This is a genomic window from Halomonas qinghailakensis, assembly GCF_025820815.1.
Lineage (GTDB): Bacteria > Pseudomonadota > Gammaproteobacteria > Pseudomonadales > Halomonadaceae > Vreelandella > Vreelandella qaidamensis.
The window spans coordinates 3,472,383-3,496,470 of the sequence record NZ_CP096973.1 but is presented as its reverse complement, the minus strand read 5'-3'; the positions used below and the strand labels follow the sequence as shown (position 1 = coordinate 3,496,470).

At 49.7% G+C, this 24,088-nt stretch carries 22 protein-coding genes and 1 tRNA gene; 17 read left to right on the top strand and 6 right to left on the bottom strand.

Annotated features, from left to right (window positions below; translation table 11 throughout):
* Window positions 1-43: 43 nt before the first annotated feature.
* Together rnt and M0220_RS15915 are read left to right on the top strand one after the other, a co-directional pair.
* A complete protein-coding gene (gene rnt / locus M0220_RS15920) occupies window positions 44-712 on the top strand; it encodes a ribonuclease T (RefSeq protein WP_030072773.1) in 669 nt (222 codons plus the stop codon).
* Between the two features lie 205 nt (window positions 713-917).
* Entirely contained in the window at window positions 918-2,177 is a 1,260-nt protein-coding gene (locus tag M0220_RS15915; protein WP_030072771.1) for a 6-phosphofructokinase, read from the top strand.
* 88 nt (window positions 2,178-2,265) lie between these two features.
* Here M0220_RS15915 and M0220_RS15910 read toward each other — a convergent pair whose 3' ends face one another.
* Window positions 2,266-3,981 (bottom strand): bifunctional protein-serine/threonine kinase/phosphatase, encoded by a 1,716-nt coding sequence (locus M0220_RS15910; protein WP_030072769.1) that lies wholly within the window; start codon window positions 3,979-3,981, stop codon window positions 2,266-2,268.
* Between the two features lie 278 nt (window positions 3,982-4,259).
* Between M0220_RS15910 and ppa the strand changes: the two genes are divergently transcribed.
* The 8 genes from ppa (at window position 4,260) to purH (ending at window position 13,171) form a co-directional block, all read left to right on the top strand.
* On the top strand, window positions 4,260-4,790 hold the full coding sequence (gene ppa, locus M0220_RS15905; protein WP_009724723.1) for an inorganic diphosphatase: 531 nt from the start codon (window positions 4,260-4,262) through the stop codon (window positions 4,788-4,790).
* A gap of 233 nt (window positions 4,791-5,023) precedes the next feature.
* Window positions 5,024-6,907 (top strand): protein-disulfide reductase DsbD, encoded by a 1,884-nt coding sequence (gene dsbD / locus M0220_RS15900; protein ID WP_264018203.1) that lies wholly within the window; start codon window positions 5,024-5,026, stop codon window positions 6,905-6,907.
* 296 nt (window positions 6,908-7,203) lie between these two features.
* Window positions 7,204-7,665 carry an acetyl-CoA carboxylase biotin carboxyl carrier protein gene (accB, locus tag M0220_RS15895; protein ID WP_030072766.1) on the top strand — a complete coding sequence of 154 codons (462 nt, stop codon included), beginning with the start codon at window positions 7,204-7,206 and terminating at the stop codon, window positions 7,663-7,665.
* A 30-nt stretch (window positions 7,666-7,695) separates the two neighbouring features.
* The gene (gene accC / locus M0220_RS15890) at window positions 7,696-9,036 is read left to right on the top strand and encodes an acetyl-CoA carboxylase biotin carboxylase subunit (protein ID WP_030072764.1); all 1,341 of its coding nucleotides are present in this window, start codon (window positions 7,696-7,698) and stop codon (window positions 9,034-9,036) included.
* A 123-nt stretch (window positions 9,037-9,159) separates the two neighbouring features.
* Window positions 9,160-10,071, top strand: coding sequence for a 50S ribosomal protein L11 methyltransferase (gene prmA, locus M0220_RS15885; protein ID WP_264018202.1), 912 nt, complete (start codon window positions 9,160-9,162; stop codon window positions 10,069-10,071).
* A gap of 98 nt (window positions 10,072-10,169) precedes the next feature.
* Window positions 10,170-11,210, top strand: coding sequence for a tRNA dihydrouridine synthase DusB (gene dusB / locus M0220_RS15880; RefSeq protein ID WP_084180449.1), 1,041 nt, complete (start codon window positions 10,170-10,172; stop codon window positions 11,208-11,210).
* Window positions 11,207-11,530: a DNA-binding transcriptional regulator Fis gene (gene fis / locus M0220_RS15875; protein ID WP_030072758.1), complete on the top strand. Its 324-nt coding sequence runs from the start codon at window positions 11,207-11,209 to the stop codon at window positions 11,528-11,530. The genes dusB and fis overlap by 4 nt, the downstream gene beginning before the upstream one ends.
* Before the next feature lie 60 nt (window positions 11,531-11,590).
* Window positions 11,591-13,171: a bifunctional phosphoribosylaminoimidazolecarboxamide formyltransferase/IMP cyclohydrolase gene (gene purH / locus M0220_RS15870; protein WP_030072756.1), complete on the top strand. Its 1,581-nt coding sequence runs from the start codon at window positions 11,591-11,593 to the stop codon at window positions 13,169-13,171.
* A gap of 123 nt (window positions 13,172-13,294) precedes the next feature.
* Here purH and M0220_RS15865 read toward each other — a convergent pair whose 3' ends face one another.
* Together M0220_RS15865 and folE are read right to left on the bottom strand one after the other, a co-directional pair.
* Window positions 13,295-14,752, bottom strand: coding sequence for an NAD-dependent succinate-semialdehyde dehydrogenase (locus M0220_RS15865; RefSeq protein WP_030072754.1), 1,458 nt, complete (start codon window positions 14,750-14,752; stop codon window positions 13,295-13,297).
* A 119-nt stretch (window positions 14,753-14,871) separates the two neighbouring features.
* On the bottom strand, window positions 14,872-15,423 hold the full coding sequence (folE, locus tag M0220_RS15860) for a GTP cyclohydrolase I FolE (protein WP_030072751.1): 552 nt from the start codon (window positions 15,421-15,423) through the stop codon (window positions 14,872-14,874).
* Window positions 15,424-15,720: 297 nt separating this feature from the next.
* On the opposite strand from folE, the gene M0220_RS15855 reads away from it, so the two are divergent.
* Window positions 15,721-16,314, top strand: coding sequence for a hypothetical protein (locus tag M0220_RS15855; RefSeq protein ID WP_030072749.1), 594 nt, complete (start codon window positions 15,721-15,723; stop codon window positions 16,312-16,314).
* A gap of 46 nt (window positions 16,315-16,360) precedes the next feature.
* Here the strand turns inward: M0220_RS15855 and M0220_RS15850 are convergent, their stop codons facing one another.
* Window positions 16,361-17,335, bottom strand: a complete 975-nt coding sequence (locus tag M0220_RS15850) for a serine/threonine protein kinase (protein WP_030072747.1) — start codon at window positions 17,333-17,335, stop codon at window positions 16,361-16,363.
* Window positions 17,336-17,368: 33 nt separating this feature from the next.
* Entirely contained in the window at window positions 17,369-17,968 is a 600-nt protein-coding gene (locus M0220_RS15845; RefSeq protein ID WP_264018201.1) for a ComF family protein, read from the bottom strand.
* 203 nt (window positions 17,969-18,171) lie between these two features.
* On the opposite strand from M0220_RS15845, the gene M0220_RS15840 reads away from it, so the two are divergent.
* The 3 genes from M0220_RS15840 (at window position 18,172) to M0220_RS15830 (ending at window position 20,174) form a co-directional block, all read left to right on the top strand.
* Window positions 18,172-18,256, top strand: a tRNA-Leu gene (locus M0220_RS15840).
* Between the two features lie 175 nt (window positions 18,257-18,431).
* Window positions 18,432-19,061, top strand: coding sequence for a hypothetical protein (locus M0220_RS15835; protein ID WP_264018200.1), 630 nt, complete (start codon window positions 18,432-18,434; stop codon window positions 19,059-19,061).
* 39 nt (window positions 19,062-19,100) lie between these two features.
* Complete coding sequence (locus M0220_RS15830; protein ID WP_264018199.1) at window positions 19,101-20,174, top strand: hypothetical protein; 1,074 nt, start codon at window positions 19,101-19,103, stop codon at window positions 20,172-20,174.
* Between the two features lie 86 nt (window positions 20,175-20,260).
* On the opposite strand, the gene M0220_RS15825 is transcribed toward M0220_RS15830, so the two are convergent.
* Window positions 20,261-21,022: an SDR family oxidoreductase gene (locus M0220_RS15825; protein WP_264018198.1), complete on the bottom strand. Its 762-nt coding sequence runs from the start codon at window positions 21,020-21,022 to the stop codon at window positions 20,261-20,263.
* Window positions 21,023-21,250: 228 nt separating this feature from the next.
* On the opposite strand from M0220_RS15825, the gene M0220_RS15820 reads away from it, so the two are divergent.
* The 3 genes from M0220_RS15820 (at window position 21,251) to groL (ending at window position 23,943) form a co-directional block, all read left to right on the top strand.
* The gene (locus tag M0220_RS15820; RefSeq protein WP_264018197.1) at window positions 21,251-21,718 is read left to right on the top strand and encodes an FxsA family protein; all 468 of its coding nucleotides are present in this window, start codon (window positions 21,251-21,253) and stop codon (window positions 21,716-21,718) included.
* 229 nt (window positions 21,719-21,947) lie between these two features.
* Entirely contained in the window at window positions 21,948-22,241 is a 294-nt protein-coding gene (locus M0220_RS15815; protein ID WP_030072732.1) for a co-chaperone GroES, read from the top strand.
* A gap of 58 nt (window positions 22,242-22,299) precedes the next feature.
* Complete coding sequence (groL, locus tag M0220_RS15810) at window positions 22,300-23,943, top strand: chaperonin GroEL (RefSeq protein WP_030072731.1); 1,644 nt, start codon at window positions 22,300-22,302, stop codon at window positions 23,941-23,943.
* The last annotated feature ends 145 nt before the right edge of the window (window positions 23,944-24,088 follow it).

Here is a 24,088-nt window from a genome sequence, read left to right as displayed (position 1 = left end):
CCGCTTATTCTGACTAATTACTCGCTTTACTAAGGAGAGCTGCATGAGCGAGGCATTTGCCCGCGAATTGATGGCACAACGTTTTCGCAGTTATCTGCCGGTTGTCATCGATTTAGAAACGGGAGGGTTTAACGCCCAAAGTGACGCAGTACTTGAAATTGCCGCGGTGACGCTCACTATGGATCCTGACGGTAATTTATTACCTGACGCCACTTATGCGTACCATATTCACCCGTTTGAAGGCGCAAACGTTGAACAGTCTGCCCTCGATTTCACAGGCATTAATCTTGACGATCCACTGCGTCGTCAAGTGGCGCTAAGTGAATCTGAAGCGCTAGGTGAAATTTTTCGCCCTATCAGAAAATCAATCAAAGCACACGGCTGCTCACGGGCAATACTTGTTGGTCATAATGCTGCCTTTGATCAGGGTTTTCTCAACGCGGCAGCGAATCGCTGTAACGTAAAACGCAACCCATTCCACCCTTTTTCCAGCTTTGATACTGCAACCTTGGCGGGCTTTGTATACGGTCAAACCGTACTTGCTCGTGCGTGCCGTGCAGCAGGTATTGAATTTGATAACAAATCTGCCCACTCCGCCCGCTATGATACCGAACGCACAGCTGAACTCTTTTGTGCCATGGTTAACCGCTATAAAGACTTAGGCGGGTGGCGATTAGCCCAGCAGGAGCAAGAGCTGGACGATACCGAGTAGCATGCTACCAAGATGCACCTGCAGTGGCTTTGCGCTAAACTTCGCGGCAGCTACATGTTATGCGGTGTACGCAGTTAATTTGTAAACGCGTGTCTGAAAGACACGCGTTTCAACACGCACCACGATCACTACAAGCAAAGGAAAGTCATTTTCCTTTGCTTGAATACTGTTTTAACTACCCGTTTTCAGGAGATGAGACGTTTCCATGGCCCAGCATAATGCCTTTTACGCCCAGTCCGGTGGCGTTACCGCCGTCATCAATGCCAGCGCCTGCGGCGTTATCGAAGCTTGCAGGCAAGCGCCCGACCAGATTGGCAAGGTCTATGCCGGTCATAACGGCATTATCGGTGCCTTGACAGAAGATCTCATCGATGTGACCCAAGAGAGCGATGAATCCATCGCTGCCTTGCGCCATACACCTGGCGGTGCGTTTGGCTCCTGCCGTTATAAGTTGAAAGATATTGATACTCACCGTGCCCAATATGAGCGCTTGATCGAGGTCTTTAAAGCCCACGATATTCGTTACTTCTTTTATAATGGCGGCGGCGATAGCGCAGACACCTGCCTTAAAGTGTCCCAACTTTCAGAAAAGCTAGGCTACCCGTTAACAGCAATCCATGTACCGAAAACTGTTGATAATGACCTGCCTATTACCGATAACAGCCCCGGGTTTGGTAGCGTTGCCAAATATATTGCTACCTCTACACTTGAAGCTTCGCTAGATATTGCGTCCATGTGTGCCACATCTACTAAGGTATTCGTCCTTGAAGTGATGGGTCGTCATGCTGGCTGGATTGCAGCGGCGGGCGGTTTAGCGGGAGAAAGTGAAGGCGAGCCACCACACTTGATTATCTTCCCTGAGGTTTCTTTTGATCGGAAAGCGGTCATGGCCCGCGTTGAAGAGTGCGTCCAGAAGTATGGTTATTGTGTCATCGTTGTTTCTGAAGGTGCGCGCTATGAAGATGGCACCTTCCTTGCTGATGCGGGCAATACCGATGCCTTTGGCCACCGCCAACTAGGTGGCGTGGCACCAACGCTTGCGGGCATGGTGAAGCAAGACCTTGGTTATAAGTACCACTGGGCAGTGGCCGATTATTTGCAGCGTGCGGCGCGGCACCTAGCGTCTAAAACCGACGTTGAGCAAGCCTATGCCGTAGGCCGCGAGGCAGTCACCTTAGCGCTTGCTGGCAAAAATGCCATGATGCCCGCCATACGCCGTATTTCACAGTCTCCCTATCAGTGGGACGTGATCTCGGCCCCGCTGTCACAAGTGGCTAACCAAGAAAAGTTCATGCCGCGGGATTTTATCAGCGAAAACGGCTTTGCAATTACGCCTGCTTGCCGAGACTACCTCTCTCCACTTATTCAGGGTGAAGATTTCCCACCGTTCGAAAATGGCCTACCCAAAGTAGCTAAGCTAAAGCTTGCAAAAGTGGAACGAAAGCTGCCTACCTTCACGCTATAAGCGTTTAGCGTGTTGTAAAAACGCGGCGATGAAATTATTCATCGCCGCGTTTTTAATGGCTGTCGTTTAGTAATTGAACAACCTTTATTTACCGCAGTAGCCAGGAAAGCACCAGAAGCAGAAGAAGAATACCTGCCACGCCCTGCCAAAAACGCCTTGACTCTTGGCGCGGCTCCTCGCGGCTAGGCGCTCGTCCTAGGGGCACTTTTAATGCATGAAGAAATTCAGACAATCTTCTATAGCGCAACGCACGCTGGGGATCCAACGCGCGCCGCAGTGCATCGTCAAGTTCAGGCGATATCTCTGGATTCGTCGTGCGGGCACTGCGGTAGCTGAGCTCTTCGAGGTCGGTGTGGCTGCGCAGCCGATTAGGGGTTAACGTATAGGGCAACGCCCCCGTCAATAACCAGTAGACCGTTGATGCCAGTGAGTACTGGTCACTACGTCGCCCAACGCTATCACCCAGTGCGTATTCAGGAGCGGTGTGCTCATTAAAGCCAATTTGACGAAGTAACTCGCCAGAGTGACGGTGCCCATCTACCTCGCGCATATGACAGGCGCTGAAATCAGCTAATACCAGTTTGCCATGGGTATCAATTAATACGTTATCAGGGGTGATCTGTTGATGAATAATATCCCTGTTGTGTAATGCTTTAACTGCTTTACCTAGTTGATTGGCAATCTCTAAACGCTGAACCAAGCTAGCTTGCGGATGCCTTTCTGCCCACTGCCTTAACGTTTCACCTTCAATGTGCTGCATTAAGTAATACAAGTAACGTCGTGGTCGCGACGACTCCATCACCTTGACGACAAAGGGTGAGTTTACCCGCTCGACTACCCACTGCTGGAGTAGAAAGTGCTCTAGATAAGCATTACGAAGTGATAGCTCAGGGCTTGGAGCTTTCATCACCATTTCACGTTCTGAATAGACATCACGGACGCGATAAACTCTAGATTGCGCGTTTCGCGATAGTACTGCCAGTATTTCAAGCCCATCAAACCGCTCTCCGGGTGACAGCTCTGGGGGTATAGGCAGATCACCATAGATAAGCCCTGGGTGGTCTTCTGACTCTTCCGGTAGCTCATCAATACGCAGCAGTTGGAAGCAAAACTGATCGCCACCATATCCCCTGTCTTGCGCGCGCTGCTTTGCTTCGCTTGCCAAACATTCACAAGCAGTATCTAGATCACTGGCATTTTGACGAATAAGACGCACGTAATCCGATGGCATCAAAGTGCCACGCACACCCTGGGTAGTGAAAACGAAAAAATCGCCCTGTTTAAGTGGTAGGTGGGTATAGTCGATATCCACACTACCATCCATTCCTAAAGCGCGAGATGGATAACGATAGCCGCCAACATCAGTAATATGGTCGCGGGTAAGCTGTTCAAATTCAGCCCCCCGCAAGCGAAATACTAATGTGTCCCCCATATGAAAAAGATGCGCTTCACGCTCACGAAATACCATTGCTGATAGCGAAGAAACGAAACTTCCTTCTTTAACATGCTGGCTTTGGCTATAGCACCAGCTGTTAAGAGCCCTAAGCACTCGGGTAGCCGACGTTTTCGTATCCCAGTGATCAGGCGTAGAGTAATAATCAGCCAAAAAACCCCGTACGCTTAAATCACCCGCCTGCTTGGCCATGGTGTTACGGGAAATCGAGTCACTAATAACCGCACAGCCCCCTTTTACTTTCAATAGAGGCGCATCAGGCAGCCGTACCGACATAGAACTACGGTGCAAACGCCGATTAGGGGCCACAAAGGCTTGACCATAACTGATTAGTAACTGGGCGTGCGCCAACTCATCCTCCTAGGCTTTAGGCTCTTCATGGGAACCACACAGCGGTTATGATACACGCTGAACAATAGAAACGATGCCCGCCAAACGTCGCGAAGGTGAAAAACGAGGGGTATTTTGAAATTAACAACCATTGTTAGTGGCACACACCTATGTCGCATTGGTAATCCACTAGCCAACTTCGTATAATTCTTCGCATTAATGCAATGCATCAACTGCTATGCATCAACTGCTTAGTGATCGCACTACATAAGCACATAAGCCAAGCCAAGGAATAGACGATGAACTTCGATAACATCCCCGCTGGAAAGGATCTGCCCAACGACATTTACGTGGCGATCGAAATTCCCGCTAATCACGCGCCGATTAAGTATGAAATCGACAAAGACATGGGCGCTCTTCTAGTTGACCGTTTCATGGCGACCCCCATGTTCTATCCGGCTAACTACGGCTTCATCCCACACACCCTGGCCGATGATGGTGACCCATTGGACGCGCTGGTTGTCACCCCGCACCCGGTAGCTCCTGGTAGCATTATCCGTGCTCGCCCTGTTGGCATTTTGAACATGACCGACGAAGCAGGCGAAGACGCAAAATTGGTCTGTGTCCCTCACCCCAAATTGAGCACTCTGTACGATGACGTTCAAGAAGTGACAGACCTTCCTGAACTGCTGCGTCAGCAGATCGCTCACTTTTTCGAGAACTATAAAGATCTCGAAAAAGGCAAATGGGTAAAAGTAGAATCTTGGGAAGGTGTTGAAGCAGCACGCAAAGCAATTGAAAAATCAGTCGCAGCTTACCAAAAAGCGTAACCGACTGGGTTAGGCCATGAAGCCAATCCCCAGTCACTATCATCCCCAGTCACTATCAAAGGCTGCCTACGGGCAGCCTTTTCTATTATTAGCCGTTAAAATTCTAAAAGTTACGTTTTAACATTAACGCAGCATGAACAAGCGCGTCACGTCACCGCAGCATCTACGCTGCTATCTTAAGGTAGGATATGCTGTTTCAACATTTCCCCGATACGTCTGCGTAAGGATACTTCGTGTTGTCTTTTAAGCGTTTAAGCCTGTTACTTTTACTCTGCTGGCTCCCCCTGCTAGCCCATGCCCAATGGTTTTCTTCTTCCAGTAATCAAAGCGAATTTTTGCCGGTTTTGGAAGCATTCCAGCCCGCTGCTTGGCATGATGGCAACGCCGTTTATATTGGTATCGATATTGCTGACGACTATTATTTGTACCGCCACCAATTTAGCGTTAGCAGCAAAACGGAAGCCGTGACGCTGAATAATCCCCGGCTTCCTGAAGGGACGTTTACCAATGATGAATTTATGGGTGATGTCTATATTTTTCGTGACAAACTAGTCTTTGAAACTCCATTTTCACCCTCCTACAGTGGCCCAATTGATATTGAATTGACGTTCCAGGGTTGCGCTGATGCAGGGCTTTGTTATCCCCCAGAAACCATTTTGCTTGAAGCATCAGAGTCGTCACCCCCTAACGCCTTTGCAGACTGGTCGGCTGAAGACCAAGCTTTATCCACGGAGCAACAAAGCAACAATTCGCAACCATCTAAACAAGCCACCGGGGTAAATGACAGCCCTGAATTTTCAGCGCCGCAAAGCGAAGACAGCCGCTTTAGCGCGTTACTTAGCGATACCAGCCTGCCTCTCGCATTAGGGTTATTTTTTATCGCTGGTTTGGGGCTAACGTTTACACCCTGCGTGCTACCGATGATCCCCATTTTATCGTCTATTGTGGTTGGGCAAAAACCAACCAAGCCTCGTGCGTTTGTACTCTCGGCTAGCTATGTTTTGGGCATGGCGTCAACCTATGCGCTAGTCGGTGTTTTAATGGGTCTGTTTGGCGCAGGCTTAAATCTTCAGGCTCATCTGCAATCAGCACCGGTGCTGATTACCTTTGCTGTTCTCTTCAGCTTATTTGCCTTAGCTATGTTTGGGGCGTTTGATTTACGGGTTTCACCACGCCTAGCGTCTAAAGTTGATGGCTGGCAAGCACGTGCCCAGCAAAGTGGCCCTGCAGGCTTAGCCATCGCAGGTGCACTATCAGTATTAGTAGTTTCCCCTTGTGTAACAGCTCCGCTTGCAGGTGCCTTGGTATTTATTTCCTCAACGGGAGACGCCGCTATGGGGGGCGCAGTTTTATTTGCGTTAGGTTTAGGCATGGGGGTACCACTACTATTGGTTGGCACCTTTGGAGCAACGTTGCTACCCCGCTCCGGCGCTTGGATGAACGGGGTCAAAATTGCTTTCGGATTACTGCTATTGGGCGTTGCCATTTGGATGATTGAGCGTCTAGTTCCACCATCGCTAGCACTATTACTCTGGGCTGGGCTGGCGATAGGCAGCGCGCTGGTGCTGGGGGCTTTAAATATGAATCAACCCCAAGGCTGGCCTAAAGCACGACAAACGTTAGGATTGATGTTACTGGCATGGGGCGTTGCTCTTGTCATTGGCGCTGCCCAGGGCGGCAGCAACCCACTGCGCCCCTTGTCGGTATCAAGTTCCTCAACGGTCAGTGGAGCGTCGCAGGCAACACTCGCTTTTCAGAAAGTTGATGAACTGAGTGCGCTAGAAACGGCACTCTCTGAAGCCGCGAACGCCCAACAACCTGTCTTTGTCAACTTCACGGCTGATTGGTGCATCTCTTGTAAATTGATGGAACGTGATGTCTTTCCTGATCCAAACGTAGTCGCCGCACTGAACGATTTTCACCTAATTGAGGTCGATGTTACGAATACAGATGCTCAAAGTCGGGAACTGCTCAACCGGTTCAACTTATTTGGGCCTCCAAGCTTACTTTTTTTTAGCCAAGGTGAAGAAGTCCGTGATGCACGTATTCAAGGTGAAATTACAGCTGCCGGGTTGACGCAACATCTGCAAACGTTACGGCGCTGGCAGCAAGGCTGACCAGATGCCTATAGCAGCCTTGTGTCGCGATCTTCGTCAAACGGTTGTTTAAACAGCGATGAACAAGCATCTATTAGCCGCGACTAGACATGCCCGTACTTTTTCGGCAAACTTCGCAGCCATATTAGCTAAAATCCTCATTTTTTAGGACTTAGCACCGGGTAACGTTCAACATCGTGCAGCGTTCTCTGCATTTTCAATCAAGGTTTACTGCGCTAGAGCAGCGGCCAATGCTTGTTGGCAACACACGCCTTACAGCATTGCGATTAACTTTCATCACATTTGGGGCGACAGGTATGGATATTCGTAAAGTCAAAAAATTGATTGAGCTTCTCGAAGAATCAAATATTAGTGAGATTGAAATTCAGGAAGGTGAAGAATCTGTCCGGATCAGCCGCCACCCTAATGGTGCAACATGGCAGCCACAAGCCATGCCTCAATATAATATGCCTCCTATGCAACAGGCACCTGCTCCGGCGACTGCTCCTGCAGCTAACGCAGAGCCACAAGGTGTAAGCTACCAAGGTGAAGCCGTTAACTCACCGATGGTAGGTACGTTCTACCGTAGCCCAGCTCCGGGCGCGAAATCGTTTGTGGAAGTGGGCGATACAGTTAAGCAGGGCGATACGGTATGTATCGTTGAAGCAATGAAAATGATGAACCAAATTGAAGCCGATCGCGACGGCGTGGTTGAGGCCATCCTAGTGGAAGACGGCGAGCCGGTAGAGTTCGATCAGCCTATGATCGTCATCGCTTAATCTTTCAAATCAACACGGGTGGATACTCCCATGCTGGACAAGGTACTTATCGCAAACCGCGGCGAGATTGCCCTTCGCATTCTTCGGGCCTGCAAAGAGCTAGGGATTAAAACCGTTGCGGTTCACTCCAAAGCTGACCGTGAGTTAATGCATGTTCGCTTAGCCGACGAGGCGGTATGTATTGGCCCGGCCTCCTCAGCTCAGTCGTACTTAAACATTCCGGCCTTAATCAGCGCTGCCGAAGTGACGGATTCTAGCGCTATTCATCCTGGCTATGGTTTTCTTTCAGAAAACGCTAATTTTGCAGAACAGGTGGAGCGCTCTGGCTTTACCTTTATTGGCCCACGTGCGGAAACCATTCGCTTAATGGGGGATAAAGTTAGCGCCATTGAAGCAATGAAGATAGCTGGCGTTCCTACCGTGCCTGGTTCGGATGGTCCGTTAGGAGATGATGATGCCACTAACCTAGCCACTGCACGCCGCATTGGTTATCCGGTTATTATCAAAGCCGCTGCCGGTGGTGGTGGCCGCGGCATGCGGGTGGTGCACACGGAAGGTCATCTGCTTTCAGCCATTACGGTTACTCGGACAGAGGCGCATTCAGCGTTTGGCGACGGCACGGTTTACATGGAAAAATTCCTTGAAAAACCCCGCCATGTAGAAGTCCAGGTACTCGCTGATGGCCAAGGCAATGCTATCCATCTTTATGACCGTGACTGCTCGTTGCAGCGTCGTCACCAAAAAGTATTGGAAGAAGCGCCTGCCCCTGGTATTGACCCAGAAGCGCGTGCGAAGGTATTAGAAGCCTGTCGCCAAGCGTGCCTCGAAATTAACTATCGTGGCGCGGGCACTTTTGAATTTCTTTATGAAGACGGCGACTTCTTCTTTATAGAGATGAACACGCGTGTACAGGTAGAACACCCTGTTACCGAGATGGTAACCGGTGTTGATATTGTCAAAGAGCAGCTGCGCATCGCCTCCGGCTTACCGCTATCCATTCGTCAGGAAGACGTAAAAATTAGCGGCCATGCCTTTGAGTGCAGGATCAACGCAGAAGACGCACGTACGTTCATGCCTTCTCCGGGCAAAGTCACACTGTTCCATGCACCAGGTGGTCTTGGAGTGCGTATGGATTCTCACCTATACACTGGCTACACCGTACCGCCACATTACGACTCACTTATCGGCAAGCTGATTACCTGGGGGGCAGACCGGGAAATTGCGCTGACGCGAATGCGCAATGCCCTAGATGAGCTTCTAGTCGAGGGGATCAAAACCAACATTGATCTGCAAAAAGACTTGGTGAGGGACAGTTATTTCCGCCAAGGCGGTGTCAATATCCACTATCTTGAAAAGAAACTCAGTAGCTAATATCAGAAATTAATAGCTGTAAAAGCGCTGAATAGATAGCTGATAATACTCAACGGGGTGGCCATAGCCACCCCGTTATTGTTTTACCTTTGCGTGAATGCACTTACGCCGTGGAGATTGCTGATGCCCTGGCTCCAACTCAAAGCCCATGTTGCTCCAGAACAAGCCGAACTGCTAGAAGATTTACTGTTAGAGGAAGGTGCGACAGCCATTGGCCTTCAAGATGCCCACGATGATCCTGTTTTCGAACCTGAGCGGGGTACTACACCGCTTTGGCAGGACACTATTCTGACAGGGCTCTATGACGACTTAGATGGAATCGACGCCATGCTTGAACGTATTCGAGCAGCCTGGTCTGAGCGAATGCCCGACGAACCCTGCCCAGTGATTGAGTATGAACTATTAGCTGATCGAGATTGGGAAAGGGAGTGGATGGATGATTTTACACCGCTACGGATGGGACAACGACTATGGATTGTGCCTAGCTGGCACGAACCACCAGAGGCAAATGCCGTTAATCTGATACTCGACCCTGGTCTGGCATTTGGCACCGGCACCCACCCAACGACAGCGCTTTGTTTGGAATGGCTAGATAGCTTGGCGGTTAACGGTGGATTAGAAAATAAACACGTTCTGGATGTTGGGTGTGGCTCAGGCATCCTGGCTATTGCCGCTTTAAAGCTAGGGGCAACTCGCGCGGATGGTACTGATATCGACCCCCAGGCACTACAAGCAAGCCGTGATAATGCCGCACGGAATGACATTAACGAAGCGCAATTGTCACTCTACTATCCTGAGCAGTTAGCTAACGGCCTATATCCGATCGTCACGGCCAATATTTTAGCAGGCCCACTGGTTGAACTGGCCTCAATGATTGCAGGTCATGTAGCGTCGGGCGGGCAGATAGCACTATCTGGCATTTTAGCGAACCAGGCAGATGAGGTGTTACAGGCCTACGAGTTACAGGGTCTGATAATGGAAGAACCCACAATTCGTGAAGGATGGGTCCGTCTATCAGGCTACCGGCCCGTTTAATCTAGCCTTCGGCCTTCACCCCATCGCCGAGTAGGCGTATCATACGCCCCCTCTAAACGCCTACTCGGCGACGTTTATCGGTACTACAGCGCAGCATAATGACCACACAAAACTTTCAGCCACCCAAGGTTGGGCCTTACCAGTTACCTAACCACGTTATTTTGGCGCCGATGGCAGGCGTTACCGACCGCCCATTTCGCCAACTTTGTCGACGTTTGGGGGCTGGCTGGGTGGTTGGTGAAATGGTCACCGCCGATCCTTCTCTTTGGCACACCCGAAAATCCAAGCTACGCATGGATCATGAAGGTGAACCCGACCCACGGGTTGTGCAAATTGCCGGGGGCGATGCTGAGATGCTGGCGAATGCTGCGCGCCTGAATGCAGAACTTGGCGCTCAAGTGATTGATATCAACATGGGCTGTCCGGCAAAAAAGGTCTGCAATAAGGCCGCTGGCTCTGCCCTAATGCGTGATGAAGCACTAGTCGCTGAGATTCTCGATGCTGTTGTAAAAGCCGTTGATATACCCGTTACTTTAAAAATTCGCACTGGCTGGTCTGCTGACGCCAACAACGGTTTACGCATTGCTAAACTTGCAGAATCAGCAGGCATTCAGGCCTTGGCAGTACATGGACGTCATCGAGAGCAGCGCTATACTGGATGGGCTGAGTACGACACTATTGCCGACATTAAATCGCGTTTGACAATCCCGGTGGTCGCTAATGGGGATATTACCAGCCCACAAAAAGCCAAAGAGGTATTGTCATATACAGGCGCCGATGCAGTAATGATTGGTCGTGGAGCGCAAGGTAATCCGTGGATCTTTCAGCAAATCACACACTATCTTACCCATGGGGAATTGTTAGCACCGCCTACTCTTAGTGAGCGGCGCCAGGTTCTCGAAGCGCATTTAAGGGCTCTACACGCTTTTTATGGCGAGACTATGGGGGTGCGAATAGCACGCAAACATCTAGGGTGGTATTTAGCTGAAGATCCGCGCTTCAATGAAAAACAACATTATCTGTTAAAGCAGCAATTTAATGCGCTTGCTACACCAGAATCACAATTCGATTGGATTAATGATGCCATGACGCAAGACGCTGCAGGGCGTCTGCTAGCCAAAGGAAGCCATGCTGCATGACTGAACGCGACCTGCTTTCGAACGAGCTCTCTCACCGCCTTTCCGGGACACTCGCAGACCCCGCCGCGAGTGCCCCGCCGCAACCATTAAGGGAAGCAGTTGAGACAGCAATACGCCGTTACTTCGAGCATCTCGATGGCAGCCAGGCAACCGATCTCTACACGATGGTGATGGCCGAAGTGGAAGCACCGTTACTTAGCTGTGTAATGGAGCACACCGAGGGCAACCAAACCCGTGCCGCGGATGTATTAGGCTTAAATCGTGGCACATTGCGCAAAAAACTTAAGCTATATGGCTTGATTGAAGGTGACGCCCCATAAGGGGCGTTATTGTTTGTAATTTTCGACGTTAACTCCTTGACTCTGCACACGAGCACTCTAATGGCTGATAGCACTGCTACCCCCGTCCGTCGCGCCCTTTTGAGCGTATCCGATAAAACTGGCATTGTTGAATTCGCCCGCGGTTTGAGCCAGCACGGCGTGGAACTCCTCTCGACTGGCGGCACCTTCCGTTTACTTCAAGAAAATGCCATTCCTGTTAAAGAAGTTTCTGAGCACACCGGGTTTCCCGAAATCATGGATGGTCGTGTGAAAACACTGCACCCGAAGATCCATGGCGGTATTCTAGCGCGCCGCGGCCAGGATGATGCCGTAATGGCCGAGAACGACATTACCCCTATCGACATGGTGGTGGTTAATCTTTATCCCTTTGCCGCCACCGTTGCCAACCCGGACTGCACCCTAGAAGACGCCATTGAAAATATTGATATCGGTGGACCGACCATGGTGCGGGCATGCGCAAAAAATCACGCCTACACCACTATTGTGGTAAATGCTGAAGACTATGCCCGAGTGTTAGGAGAGCTGGCAGCGCAAGACGGTCAAGTAAGCGCTGCGACCCGCTTTGATTTGGCAGTAAAAGCGTTTGAACACACCGCTGGTTATGATGGTGCTATTGCCAATTATCTTGGTCGCAAAGTCACCAGCGAAGACTCAACGTTCGCCCGCACCTTTAACCTGCAATTAGCTAAAAAGCAGGACATGCGATACGGTGAAAACCCGCATCAGCAAGCAGCATTTTACGTAGACCCAATGGCCAACGAGCCAAGTGTTGCTACAGCCAAAACCCTACAAGGCAAGCCACTTTCTTTTAATAATGTGGCTGATACAGACGCAGCATTTGAATGCGTTAAAGCGTTTGATGAAACGGCTTGTGTGATCGTGAAACATGCCAATCCTTGCGGGGTAGCCATTGGCACTACTGCGCTTGAGGCATATGAAAAAGCCTTTGCTACCGATCCGACGAGTGCTTTTGGCGGCATTATTGCATTTAACGTAACGCTGGATACTGAAACAGCCCGTGCCATTATCGACCGCCAGTTTGTAGAAGTTATTATTGCCCCGGGTGTAAGTGATGAGGCAGCTGCCATCATTGCAGAAAAACAGAATGTTCGCCTGCTTGATGTCAGCGCCCACTGGCCTGGCGAAGCACAACCAGCGTTTGACTTTAAACGGGTTAACGGTGGGCTGTTAGTACAAGAGCGTGACCAGGGCATGGTAACGCGGGAAGAACTGACCGTGGTTAGCGACCGCTCACCGTCAGAACAAGAACTGCGTGATCTAGGCTTTGCTTGGAGAGTCGCTAAATTTGTTAAATCGAACGCCATTGTATATGCCAAAGAAGGGCAAACCATTGGCGTTGGCGCTGGTCAAATGAGTCGAGTTTACTCGGCCAAAATTGCAGGTATTAAAGCAGCCGATGAGGGCCTTTCCGTGCCTGGCTCAGTAATGGCATCGGATGCCTTCTTCCCCTTCCGTGATGGCATTGATGCCGCTGCAGCCGCAGGCATTACCGCGGTAATTCAGCCAGGCGGTTCAATGCGTGACCAGGAAGTGATTGATGCTGCTAACGAAGCAGGCATTGCTATGGTATTTACGGGCATGCGCCACTTCCGCCATTAATCATCTGGCCATAAAAGCAGGCCCCCACTGGTTTTCCGGTGGGGGCCTGCTTGCTGATAGCGCTATTTATTAGTAGCGCTATTTATTAGTAATGCTATTTATTAGTAGTAATTGTGCCTGCGCTTAACCGAGATCAATGCATAGATATTTTGTCTCAAGGTACTCTTCCAAGCCTTGATGCCCACCTTCTCGCCCAAGGCCAGATGCTTTTACGCCACCAAAGGGGGCAGCTGCATTAGAAATAAGACCGGTATTAACTCCTACCATGCCGTACTCAAGTGCATCAGCAACACGCCAGACGCGACCCAGATCTCGCGAATAGAAATAAGAGGCTAAGCCATACTCGGTGTCATTAGCCATCTCAATGGCCGTTTCCTCATCATCGAAGGGAAAGACCGCTGCTAATGGCCCAAACGTTTCTTCCTGAGCAACTTTCATTTTATCCGTTGCAAAACTGATCAATGTGGGTGTAAAAAAGTTTCCACCCAACGGGTGCGGATGACCACCTAATAGCAGCTCAGCCCCTTTATCGACTGCATCTTGCACGTGCTCACTCACCTTTTTGACCGCGTCACTGTCGATAAGCGGCCCAATGTTGATGTTGGGCTCGGTGCCATTGCCCACATACAACTCACTATTCATAGCAACTGCCAACTTCTCACAGAAAGCATTGATAACACTGGACTGCACCAAAAACCGATTAGTACAGACACATGTCTGGCCCGCATTACGAAACTTAGCCGCCATGGCACCCTCAACAGCGGCATCAAGGTCTGCATCTTCAAAAACGATGAAAGGCGCATTACCCCCTAACTCAAGAGAGATTTTTTGGACATGCTCAGCCGCTTGGGCCATAAGCTTACGCCCAACTTCCGTCGATCCTGTAAAGGTGATTTTGCGCACTTTGGGAGATTGGGTAAGCGCCTTAGCGATATCCGCCGCACTGCCGGGGACTACATTGAATACGCCACGGGGTATACCTGCTCTTTCTGCCAACATAGCAAGCGCAGTGGCAGAAAAAGGCGTTTGGCTAGCAGGCTTAACAACAATCGTACAACCTGCTGCTAACGCAGCACCCGCTTTACGGGTAATCATGGCAGCTGGGAAATTCCAAGGAGTAATAGCCCCCACAACCCCAACTGGCTGCTTTGTTACCACGATGCGCTGGTTAGCTTTAGCGGCAGGAATCGTCTCGCCGTAGACACGACGCGCCTCTTCTGCAAACCAACGCAAGAAGCTTGCGGCATAAACAATTTCGCCTTCGGCCTCTTTTACCGGCTTGCCTTGCTCATAGGTCATAAGCAAAGCAAGATCATGTTTATGTTCCAGCATGAGATCATGCCACTTCAGCAACAGATCAGCTCGTTCCTGAGCGGTCAAAGCACGCCAAGCGGGTAAGGCAGCATCCGCTGCATCAATAGCACGCTCAGTTTCAGCCTTGCCCAGCCGGGGCATGTCGCCAACAGGCTCGCCCGTAGCTGGGTTTAAGACATTAATTTGCTCGCCGCTGTCGGCGGCAACCCAACTGCCATCAATATAGGCAAACGGGCAATATAGCTGTGTTTCTTTCAGCGCTTCCATGACAGACTCCTGACCAAAATTTGGCCTCACGGGCTCATTGACCTGTTCATGCTAAGACGAAACCGCGTAATTAACCAAATCTTTGCGATGAAATCTGCCAAAGGTTTTCTGCCAACGCCTCAGCTGATAAGCGTTAAAAACTCCTGCCTTGTCGCCTGGTTAGTGCGGAAACCACCCAACATCACAGAAGACGTCATACTTGAATTTTGCTTTTCCACACCGCGCATCATCATGCAAAGATGGCGTGCTTCAATCACCACTGCGACACCTCTTGACTGGGTCACTTGCTGCACTGCCTCAGCAATCTCACGGGTCAAATTTTCTTGAATTTGCATACGCCTAGCGTACATATCAACAATACGGGCAAATTTTGACAAACCTAATACTTTACCGCTGGGAAGATAGGCAATATGACATTTACCAATAAATGGCAGCAGGTGGTGCTCACACATCGAGTACATCTCAATGTCTTTTACCAGTACCATTTCATCTGTTTGTGACTCAAATACCGCCCCATTGACAATTTCTTCAAGCGATTGCTGATAACCAGCATTCAAGAACTGCATAGCTTTTGCAGCTCTTTTAGGCGTGTCGCGCAGCCCCTCGCGATCAGGGTTTTCGCCAATTGCTGAAATAATATGGCGGTAGTGCTGAGCAATGTCGTCGGTCATTTGTAGCCTCATCAAAACTGTACGTACCAGCAATTAGATAAACGCATGAAATACAAGAGCGTTTTATCGCCAGCGAAAATATAGATACTTTCAATAGCTTGAACTGTGCATCAATAATGTACAAAAAATATACTTGAAACAACTTTTGCACAATAAAAAACACGGTAGATCACTATTTTAACGCACCTAACTCTGCTGTGGCAGAGTGCCGCGCTCCCCCCTTTGAGACTATTTAAGCTGTGCTATCATTCATCTAACTAGTCAGCTTAATTCGTAGTGCTCATCTGAGAGTTTCTTATGTCATTCAAACCTGCATCATTTTTCTTAACCGCCCTACTCGGAACTGCATTGGCCACCCCTACTCTGGCCGCCGAGCAAACATTAACCCTACCCAGTGGGGCGAGTGTCGGCGTTGAAGTCACCGAAGAATTTACTTTTACCGACAGCCAAACGCGCCATGAAGAGATCTTACTTCACCCTACCCAAGCTGAGGGTGCTTCCCATGAGTTGCCTGAATATTGTGTGCTCGTCGCCAATGCTCAGCTTTCCAATGGACGAATTCGTATCACGACACAAGACGCAACCTGTATTGAGACAAACGACGCTGAAAGCGCTATTTTCACAGGGTCATTTAGTGCAAGTGCATATGCGCAAGATGGTCAGTATGGGCTTGCCTGCGACGATGCTTCGTGCACCTTATCGCCAGGTCAATCGTTTGTAGTTACGCTAGACAAAGATATCGACATAAACGCGCAAGATAATCCTTCAGCAGAGATTAACGCGGCTCGGCGACAAGCGGATGGAGAGGGCGTCGCCAACCCCATCCCATCGGATCAGCCTGACCCCGATGAGAGCGCTGAAAACCCACGCTCTGTTAACCAACCTGAATAGTCCCTCACTTCACTAGCAGGCAATGGCTGCATGACTTTAACCATTGTCATGCTAGCCAAATAGGCCTTTCAAGCTGTAATAGTTGCTGCTCAAGCTGGCGGATGTGCTGGTCCCAATAACCGCGCTCTGCCAGCCATGGAAAAGCACGCGGAAAGGCAGGGTCTTCCCAGCGAGAAACCAGCCATGCGGTATAACGGATAAGGCGATAAGCCCTTAGTGGCTCAATTAATGAAAGCTGGTCATGCGGAAAGGCCCGTTCTTCCTCATATCCTTCAACAATTTCACTTAACTGTGCTCGCCAACTAGAGGGGTCACCCTCGGGGAGCAGCATCCAAATATCTTGTATTGCAGGTGCCATAAGACAATCATCAAAATCTACTAAGGTGAATGCCTCGTCTCTTCCTAGCACATTGCCTAAATGACAATCGCCATGCGTTCGAATCAGCCGGTTGTGGGCAAGGGGATAGTTATCTAACTGGCCAAGAATTTTTTGAACGACATTTCTATAAGCACGCTGCTGATGCTTGCTTAGTCTTTCGCTTTTGATAACACGAGCTTCTGCATCATTAATATCGCTTTGCCAATCAAGTGTTGGCCGGTGGTGAAATGCCTGTCGAGCGGATACCGCATGCAGCCGCCCTATTACGTTACCGAGTGCAAAAAGATGCGCGGGATTGTCTAATTCAGGCGCTTGGCCACTACACTGAGGATAAAGCGTGAAGCGAAACTGCTGATAGGTATGGAGTGATTCACCACACTGATCTCGCCAGGGCGCGATAACAGGCACGTCGGCATTAGCCAACTCTTGAAGAAAATCATGCTCTTCCTGAATAACGCTATCCGCCCAACGACCAGGACGATAAAATTTCACGACCCAACGCTCACCGTCCTCGTCGCGAAACATCAATACGCGATTTTCATAGCTGTTCAGTGCAAACGGCTCACCAGCTGGCCAAATGCCTACCGATTCCGCAGCAGACATCACTAAATCGGGAGAAAGCGTGCTAAACGGGTGTGGCATAAACCGCTCCTATCCAATAAAGCCTGCATTCTATCAATTATGTATCAGCGGTGTTCGCGCAACCGCCCAAATATCGACCCGCTGAGCACCGGCACGGAGTGCTTCTCTTGCGAGCGCATGGCCAGTTGCTCCGGTGGTCACAACATCGTCAATAATTGTGAGATGTTTGGGAAGTGGACCATTAATACGAAAAGCGCCCATTAAATTGTGCATGCGCTCGTTCCTATTTAATGTACGCTGAGAAGGCTGTTGCTTGAGGCATTCCGCTTTTATAACGGGCAATTCGACCTGCCTTCCTAGCTGCGTAGCCAACCAATAAGACTGATTAAAACCACGCTTTCGGGCTCGAACAGTGTGCATAGGGACAGGCAAAAGAGCGCTACCTAACTCGTTAGGTACATTCGCCATCATCAGCTCTACTAACAACATACCCGCACGCGGTGACGCATTGAATTTAAAGTCATGAACTAACGCTCGTATAGGCCCTTCAAATAACAGCTCCACCGTCGCGGCGGTAAATGCTGGCGGTTGCTCTCGGCAGTGACCGCAAACAGCTTGAACGGACGCCACGCCTCCAGCATCCAAGGGCTCTTTACAGCGAAAGCAGCCACTATCATTCCATGGCAACTGCATAAAACACTCCTGGCACCAACTGGCCCGACTCTCAGGAGAAAGACAAAACGCGCAATAACCTGGCAACCCATTCTTGGCCCAAGTACTGGCGTAATGCGCTAGCCGCGTAAAAATCATCTACCCCCCTCACACGCCAATTTTATATTTTTCATAACACAGCGTTGACATTTACAAGGATGCTGTTAATATACGCCTCGTCTTCAGCGGATGTGGTGGAATTGGTAGACACGCTAGATTTAGGTTCTAGTGCCGTAAGGTGTGGGAGTTCGAGTCTCCCCATCCGCACCAATTAAAAAGTATTTACCTTACTCAAGGTGCTTACTTCCAAGAAAATTCGGTAGCCTTGAGCTAACCGAATTTTTTTGTTTAAGACTCTGCATAACCCGACTAGCTGACCTCAACTCATTTTTGCGCTACGTTAGCAGTTATCCATACCACTTTGATTTGAGAAGGATCTCAACCTATGGAATGGCTTAACGATAATGCCCAAGCAATATCTGCCATCGCCAGCATTTGCACTCTGTTCGTATGGGTGTTTTATGCCCAACTGCTTTATAACGGCTATGTCCGCCAGCGCCGCCCTAGGATTATTGTCAACCGTGGCAAGGGCGTAGGTAAAGACGCATTGTGCTTAATAAGCAATATGAGTAGTGAAGCTGTTTATATTCAACATTTAGTCGCTGTACTGCACACAGATGAGCACTGCTATGAACTTGATGTAGTCGAGTATCAACAACAAAGCGCTGACGATGAAAGCGAGCGTTACCGCACACACCAAGGTCCCCTAGCATCAGGCGATTATCTCCATATACAATCCTTTGGCACAATCGTCGAGCAGCTCATCAGCCATTATAATATTGATGAACAGTCATTAAGACAGCAAAAACCTCAGCTTGAAATACGTGTTATTGCTATCTATGGCTCTGAAGATATGCCGATTGGCGCATCGCGGCACTTTAAATTAGACCTTTCTGCCGACTCACTGCACCAACTCAACCCGCTGCAGGTCGACACAAAACGCATGACCAGCCGCCAAGAACGCAAGCGCGTCTTACAATGGGCTAAAGATATTGAAATGTACAAAGCAAAATAACATGCCATCTTCGGGCAATATTTTTCTAGGAACTCTTCGATGAAACCAGTGCTCGCGGTCGTTTGTCTAGGCATACTTTGTGCACTGTCTCCAGACGTCTATGCTGCCAATAGCAACGCGGATCAGAGCTATGAAACTGAGAGCTATGAAACTGAGAGCTATGAGACTGGCACCTATGAAACTGAAGAAGATAGCGACAGCGACTTACCTGAATGGGCTGAAACACACGTTGAGCCATTTCGAGCACGCATCGGCAACTGGGTAGATAATACCTCACGAAATATTGACTCTTTTTTTGGCGGCGACCAATCCTCTTCTGCCGATAACAGATCTTACCTTCGTCTTGGCCAAGAGATTGACTGGATGGAAGGTGAAGGCACAAGTGGCGATATTAGCGTACGTTATCGCATTGACCTTCCCACTACAGAAGATCGCCTTCGCCTAATTATCGAGAGCGATCCAGAAGAATCGCAGGGTACGCTAGCCGAACAAGGCTCTGGGCGACTCTACAACGACCAGCGCGATCGCCGAACATCAACCTTTGGTCTTGATTGGTTAGAAAGTAGAGACAAACGCGAGAACTGGAGCAATCGCTTTGGCGCAGGCGTTCGTCTACGCCTTCCACTTGATCCCTATGTACGCTTTACCAGCGAACGTCTGTGGGATTTTAAGGATAGCCCCTGGCAGCTCGAATCATTCAATCGACTATCTTGGTTTAACAACTCCGGGTATTCAGCACGTACTGAGTGGGATATTGGACGTCCGCTGTCTACCAATCGCCACCTGAGATTTATCACCAATGTGCAATGGCGTGAAGAGGAAGACACGCTTGAGTACAGTGAGATAGTGCAGTTAAACCAACGCTTAAATAGCCGTAGCGCGCTGCGTTATTCGGCTATTGCCATTGGTGAAAGCCTATCTAATCCTCGAATGACAAACTACTATTTGCAAACTCGCTACCGCAGAGATATCCATAAAGGGATACTATTTGCAGATGTCATCCCAGAACTACATTTTCAACGCGAGGTCAGCTATGACCCACGATGGGCAATGACACTACGCGTGGAAATGTATTTCCAACGCGAAATACAGCGGGATTATTTTCACTTCTAGTTGCGAACACTCTTTACTAAGACTGCATCAATTGAAACGTACTACAAGGCACTGGCACGGCTACCAGCGCCCCGTCTGTTAACCGATTAAAGCCGCAACCCACCATCACACTCAATAATTCGCGCGGTAAAGTAATCGTTTTCAAAAATGAAAGCGACGCTTTGTGCGATGTTATCGGGATGGCCCAACTGCTTAAGTGGAACACTAGAGGCGATTCTTTCTAGCATATCTGGGCGCATGGCAGCGGTCATTTCGGTTTCAATAAACCCTGGCGCTACGGTTCCTGTACGAATCCCGTAACGGGCAAGTTCTTTACCCCAAGTCACTGTTAACGCATGCACACCCGCTTTGGCGGCTGCATAATTGCTTTGGCCCATATTACCAGCGCGAGAAATACTCGAAATATTAACAATAACGCCTTGATGCCCAGCTTCTACCATCTGCGTTGCGGCTTCGCGTCCACATAGAAAAACGCCTGTTAAATTCACATCAAGCACTTTTTGCCATGATGCTAACGACATACGTTTTTCAACCACACCTTCCTTCGCTTTAATCAAGAGACCGTCGTCAGTGATACCAGCATTATTGACACAACCGCCAACCGGACCCATGCGCGATGCAATGTCAGCAAATGCCTGCTGTACAGATTGCTCATCAGCCACATTCGTTACAAATGCTTTTGCTTGGATATCGTGAGATTCCAACACTGATACAGCATCATCCAATGCTTCGGCACTCATATCCAAAAGTGCCAGTCGTGCGCCCTGCTTACCTAAACGCTGCGCTATAGCAAAGCCTAGACCGCGAGCACCACCCGTAATGGCAATTACTTTATTCGTCAGGTTCATGTGATTCTCCTTAGATCAACACTTCGTAAATGCACCAATGCATAATAATTAGCATCGTGATACGTCAACGCCTCTATTGTGCATTGCAGCATAGAAGTTTCAGCGCAAAATATCGAGTTTTAGAATAGCTAAGAGAGTAGCTAAGACAGCATCCACCCACTGGCAAGCTGCTTGTTTTTTCAATTTCTGTCACCATATTCACCGATTACGCCTGTCATGGAGTTTGTCATGCCCCTTCTTCTTTTTATATCGTTGTTTACGTTAGTTGATTTTGTACTGTTGTTTTCAATTGGTAGCCAAATCGGTTTATTAACCACCCTGCTAATGGTGCTAGGCACTGGTTTTATTGGGCTGCACCTAATTCGCAAAGAGGGCGTTTCCACCTTGGCGCGCGCGCGCCAACGTATGCAGGTAGGCGAAATTCCTTCTCAAGAACTATTTACCGGAGCGGCACTAATTTTTGGCGGCGCTCTGTTATTAGCACCTGGTTTTTTGTCCGATGCGCTAGGCATTGCCTGCCTGCTACCTAACGCTCGACAACTAATGTTCAAGGTGCTCACCTGGCTAGGCTTAAAAAGCACCGGTAGCCAGCAGCAGGCAAGCTATGAGCAGGGCAATACATCACGATCAAACGATCAACAAGGGCCGATTGAAGGTGAATTCATTAGTCGAGATGAAACCGCAAGACGGCGCTGAAGCCTCATTCAAGAAGAATGTCACAAAACCACATTTTTTTATCACTTACCCCTTGAAAGGTTCTCGCCAGCCCCCACTTTTGAGTCAGCATACAAATTCGGCGAAGGCTTTAGCATTCGCCATTAACATGAAGGTGTTTAACCTTCACTTTTCGCGGGCTGCTGCCCACGAAAATCTCATTTAGCTAACCGCCCTAATGGGCCCAGACGATACTCAGGAGAACGTGAGCATGAATATCCGTCCTTTGCACGATCGCGTCGTTGTTCGTCGCGTGGAAGAAGAGCAGAAAACCGCTGGCGGCATCGTGCTACCGGGCAATGCCCAGGAAAAACCCACCCGTGGCGAAATCCTGGCAGCTGGTAATGGCCGTATTCTAGATAACGGCGACGTTCGCCCGCTGGACGTAAAAGTTGGCGACACAGTGATTTTCAAAGACGGTTTCGGCGTTGAGAAGCAAAAAATCAATGGCGAAGAAGTTCTGATCATGAGCGAAGCCGATATTTTGGCGGTTGTCGAAGGCTAATCAGCGCCTCGACCACTCACTTTTCCTTTTAAATTTCACTGTTTAGGAAATAACGAACATGGCAGCTAAGCAAGTTAAGTTTTCCGATGATGCCCGCAAACGCATGGCGCGTGGTGTAGACGTTCTGGCTAACGCAGTAAAAGTTACTCTCGGCCCGAAAGGTCGGAATGTGGTACTGGACAAGTCCTTTGGCGCACCGACCGTCACTAAAGATGGTGTTTCTGTTGCTAAAGAGATCGAACTAAAAGACAAGTTCGAAAACATGGGTGCTCAGATGGTTAAGGAAGTTGCTTCCAAGACCTCTGACGCTGCCGGCGATGGCACCACGACGGCTACCGTTCTGGCTCAAGCGATTGTTGCGGAAGGCCTAAAAGGCGTGACTGCGGGCATGAACCCGATGGATCTTAAGCGTGGCATCGATCAAGCGGTGAGCGCGGCTGTTAAAGAGATTCAGGCAATGTCTGTTCCATGCACCGACACCAAGTCGATTGCTCAGGTAGGCACCATCTCTGCTAACGGCGACAAGCGCATCGGCGAAATCATTGCTGAAGCAATGGAAAAAGTTGGTAAAGAAGGCGTTATCACCGTCGATGAAGGCCGTGGCTTTGAAGATGAGCTAGAAGTAGTAGAAGGTATGCAGTTTGATCGCGGCTACCTATCGCCCTACTTTGTCACCAATCAAGACACCATGGCCGTCGAGCTGGAAGACCCCTACATCCTGCTCGTCGACAAGAAAATCTCCAACATCCGTGAACTACTACCGGTGCTGGAAGCTGTTGCTAAGCAAGGCAAACCGCTCGCGATTATCGCTGAAGACATCGAAGGCGAAGCGCTGGCAACCTTGGTTGTAAACAACATGCGCGGCATCGTCAAAGTGGCTGCTGCTAAGGCACCTGGCTTCGGCGACCGTCGTAAAGCAATGCTGCAGGATATCGCTATCCTGACCAACGGTACTGTGATTTCTGAAGAAGTCGGCCTAACGCTTGAACAAGCGAACCTAGATCACCTGGGTACCGCTAAGCGCATGACGATGTCTAAAGAAAACACCACCATCATCGATGGCGCGGGTGTAGAAAACGACATCGAAGCTCGTGTTAATCAGATTCGTGCGCAAATCGAAGAGACCTCTTCTGATTACGACAAAGAGAAGCTGCAAGAGCGCGTTGCCAAACTGGCAGGCGGCGTTGCGGTTATCCGCGTCGGTGCGGCTACCGAAGTAGAAATGAAAGAGAAGAAAGCTCGCGTTGAAGATGCTCTGCACTCAACTCGCGCTGCAGTAGAAGAAGGCGTTGTACCTGGTGGTGGTACTGCACTGGTTCGCGTCATGGCTAAAGTACAAGGCCTGACTGGCGACAACGAAGACCAGAACCATGGCATCAACATGGCGCTGCGCGCTATGCAGTCTCCGCTGCGCCAGATTGTTACCAACGCCGGCGAAGAAGCCGCTGTTGTTATCAACCGCGTAAAAGATGGCGAAGGCAACTTCGGCTACAACGCACAAACTGGCGAGTACGGTGACCTGTTCGAAATGGGCGTTCTCGACCCGGCTAAAGTAACCCGTACTGCCCTGCAGTCCGCTGGTTCCGTTGCTGGTCTGATGATCACCACAGAGTGCATGATCGCTGACGACCCTGAAGAGAAAGACGCCGCTCCAGACATGGGTGGCATGGGCGGAATGGGTGGTATGGGTGGAATGATGTAATCCACCCCTGAGCCTATCGCTCTGACGTTTAACGTCGCTAAGAACCCCGCCATGTGCGGGGTTCTTTTATTTAAAGACGCCCCACCTTCCTGCCTCTGACGATAGTTAAAAGCATGCTACCATCAGCGCCTTTATCCGGCAGCTT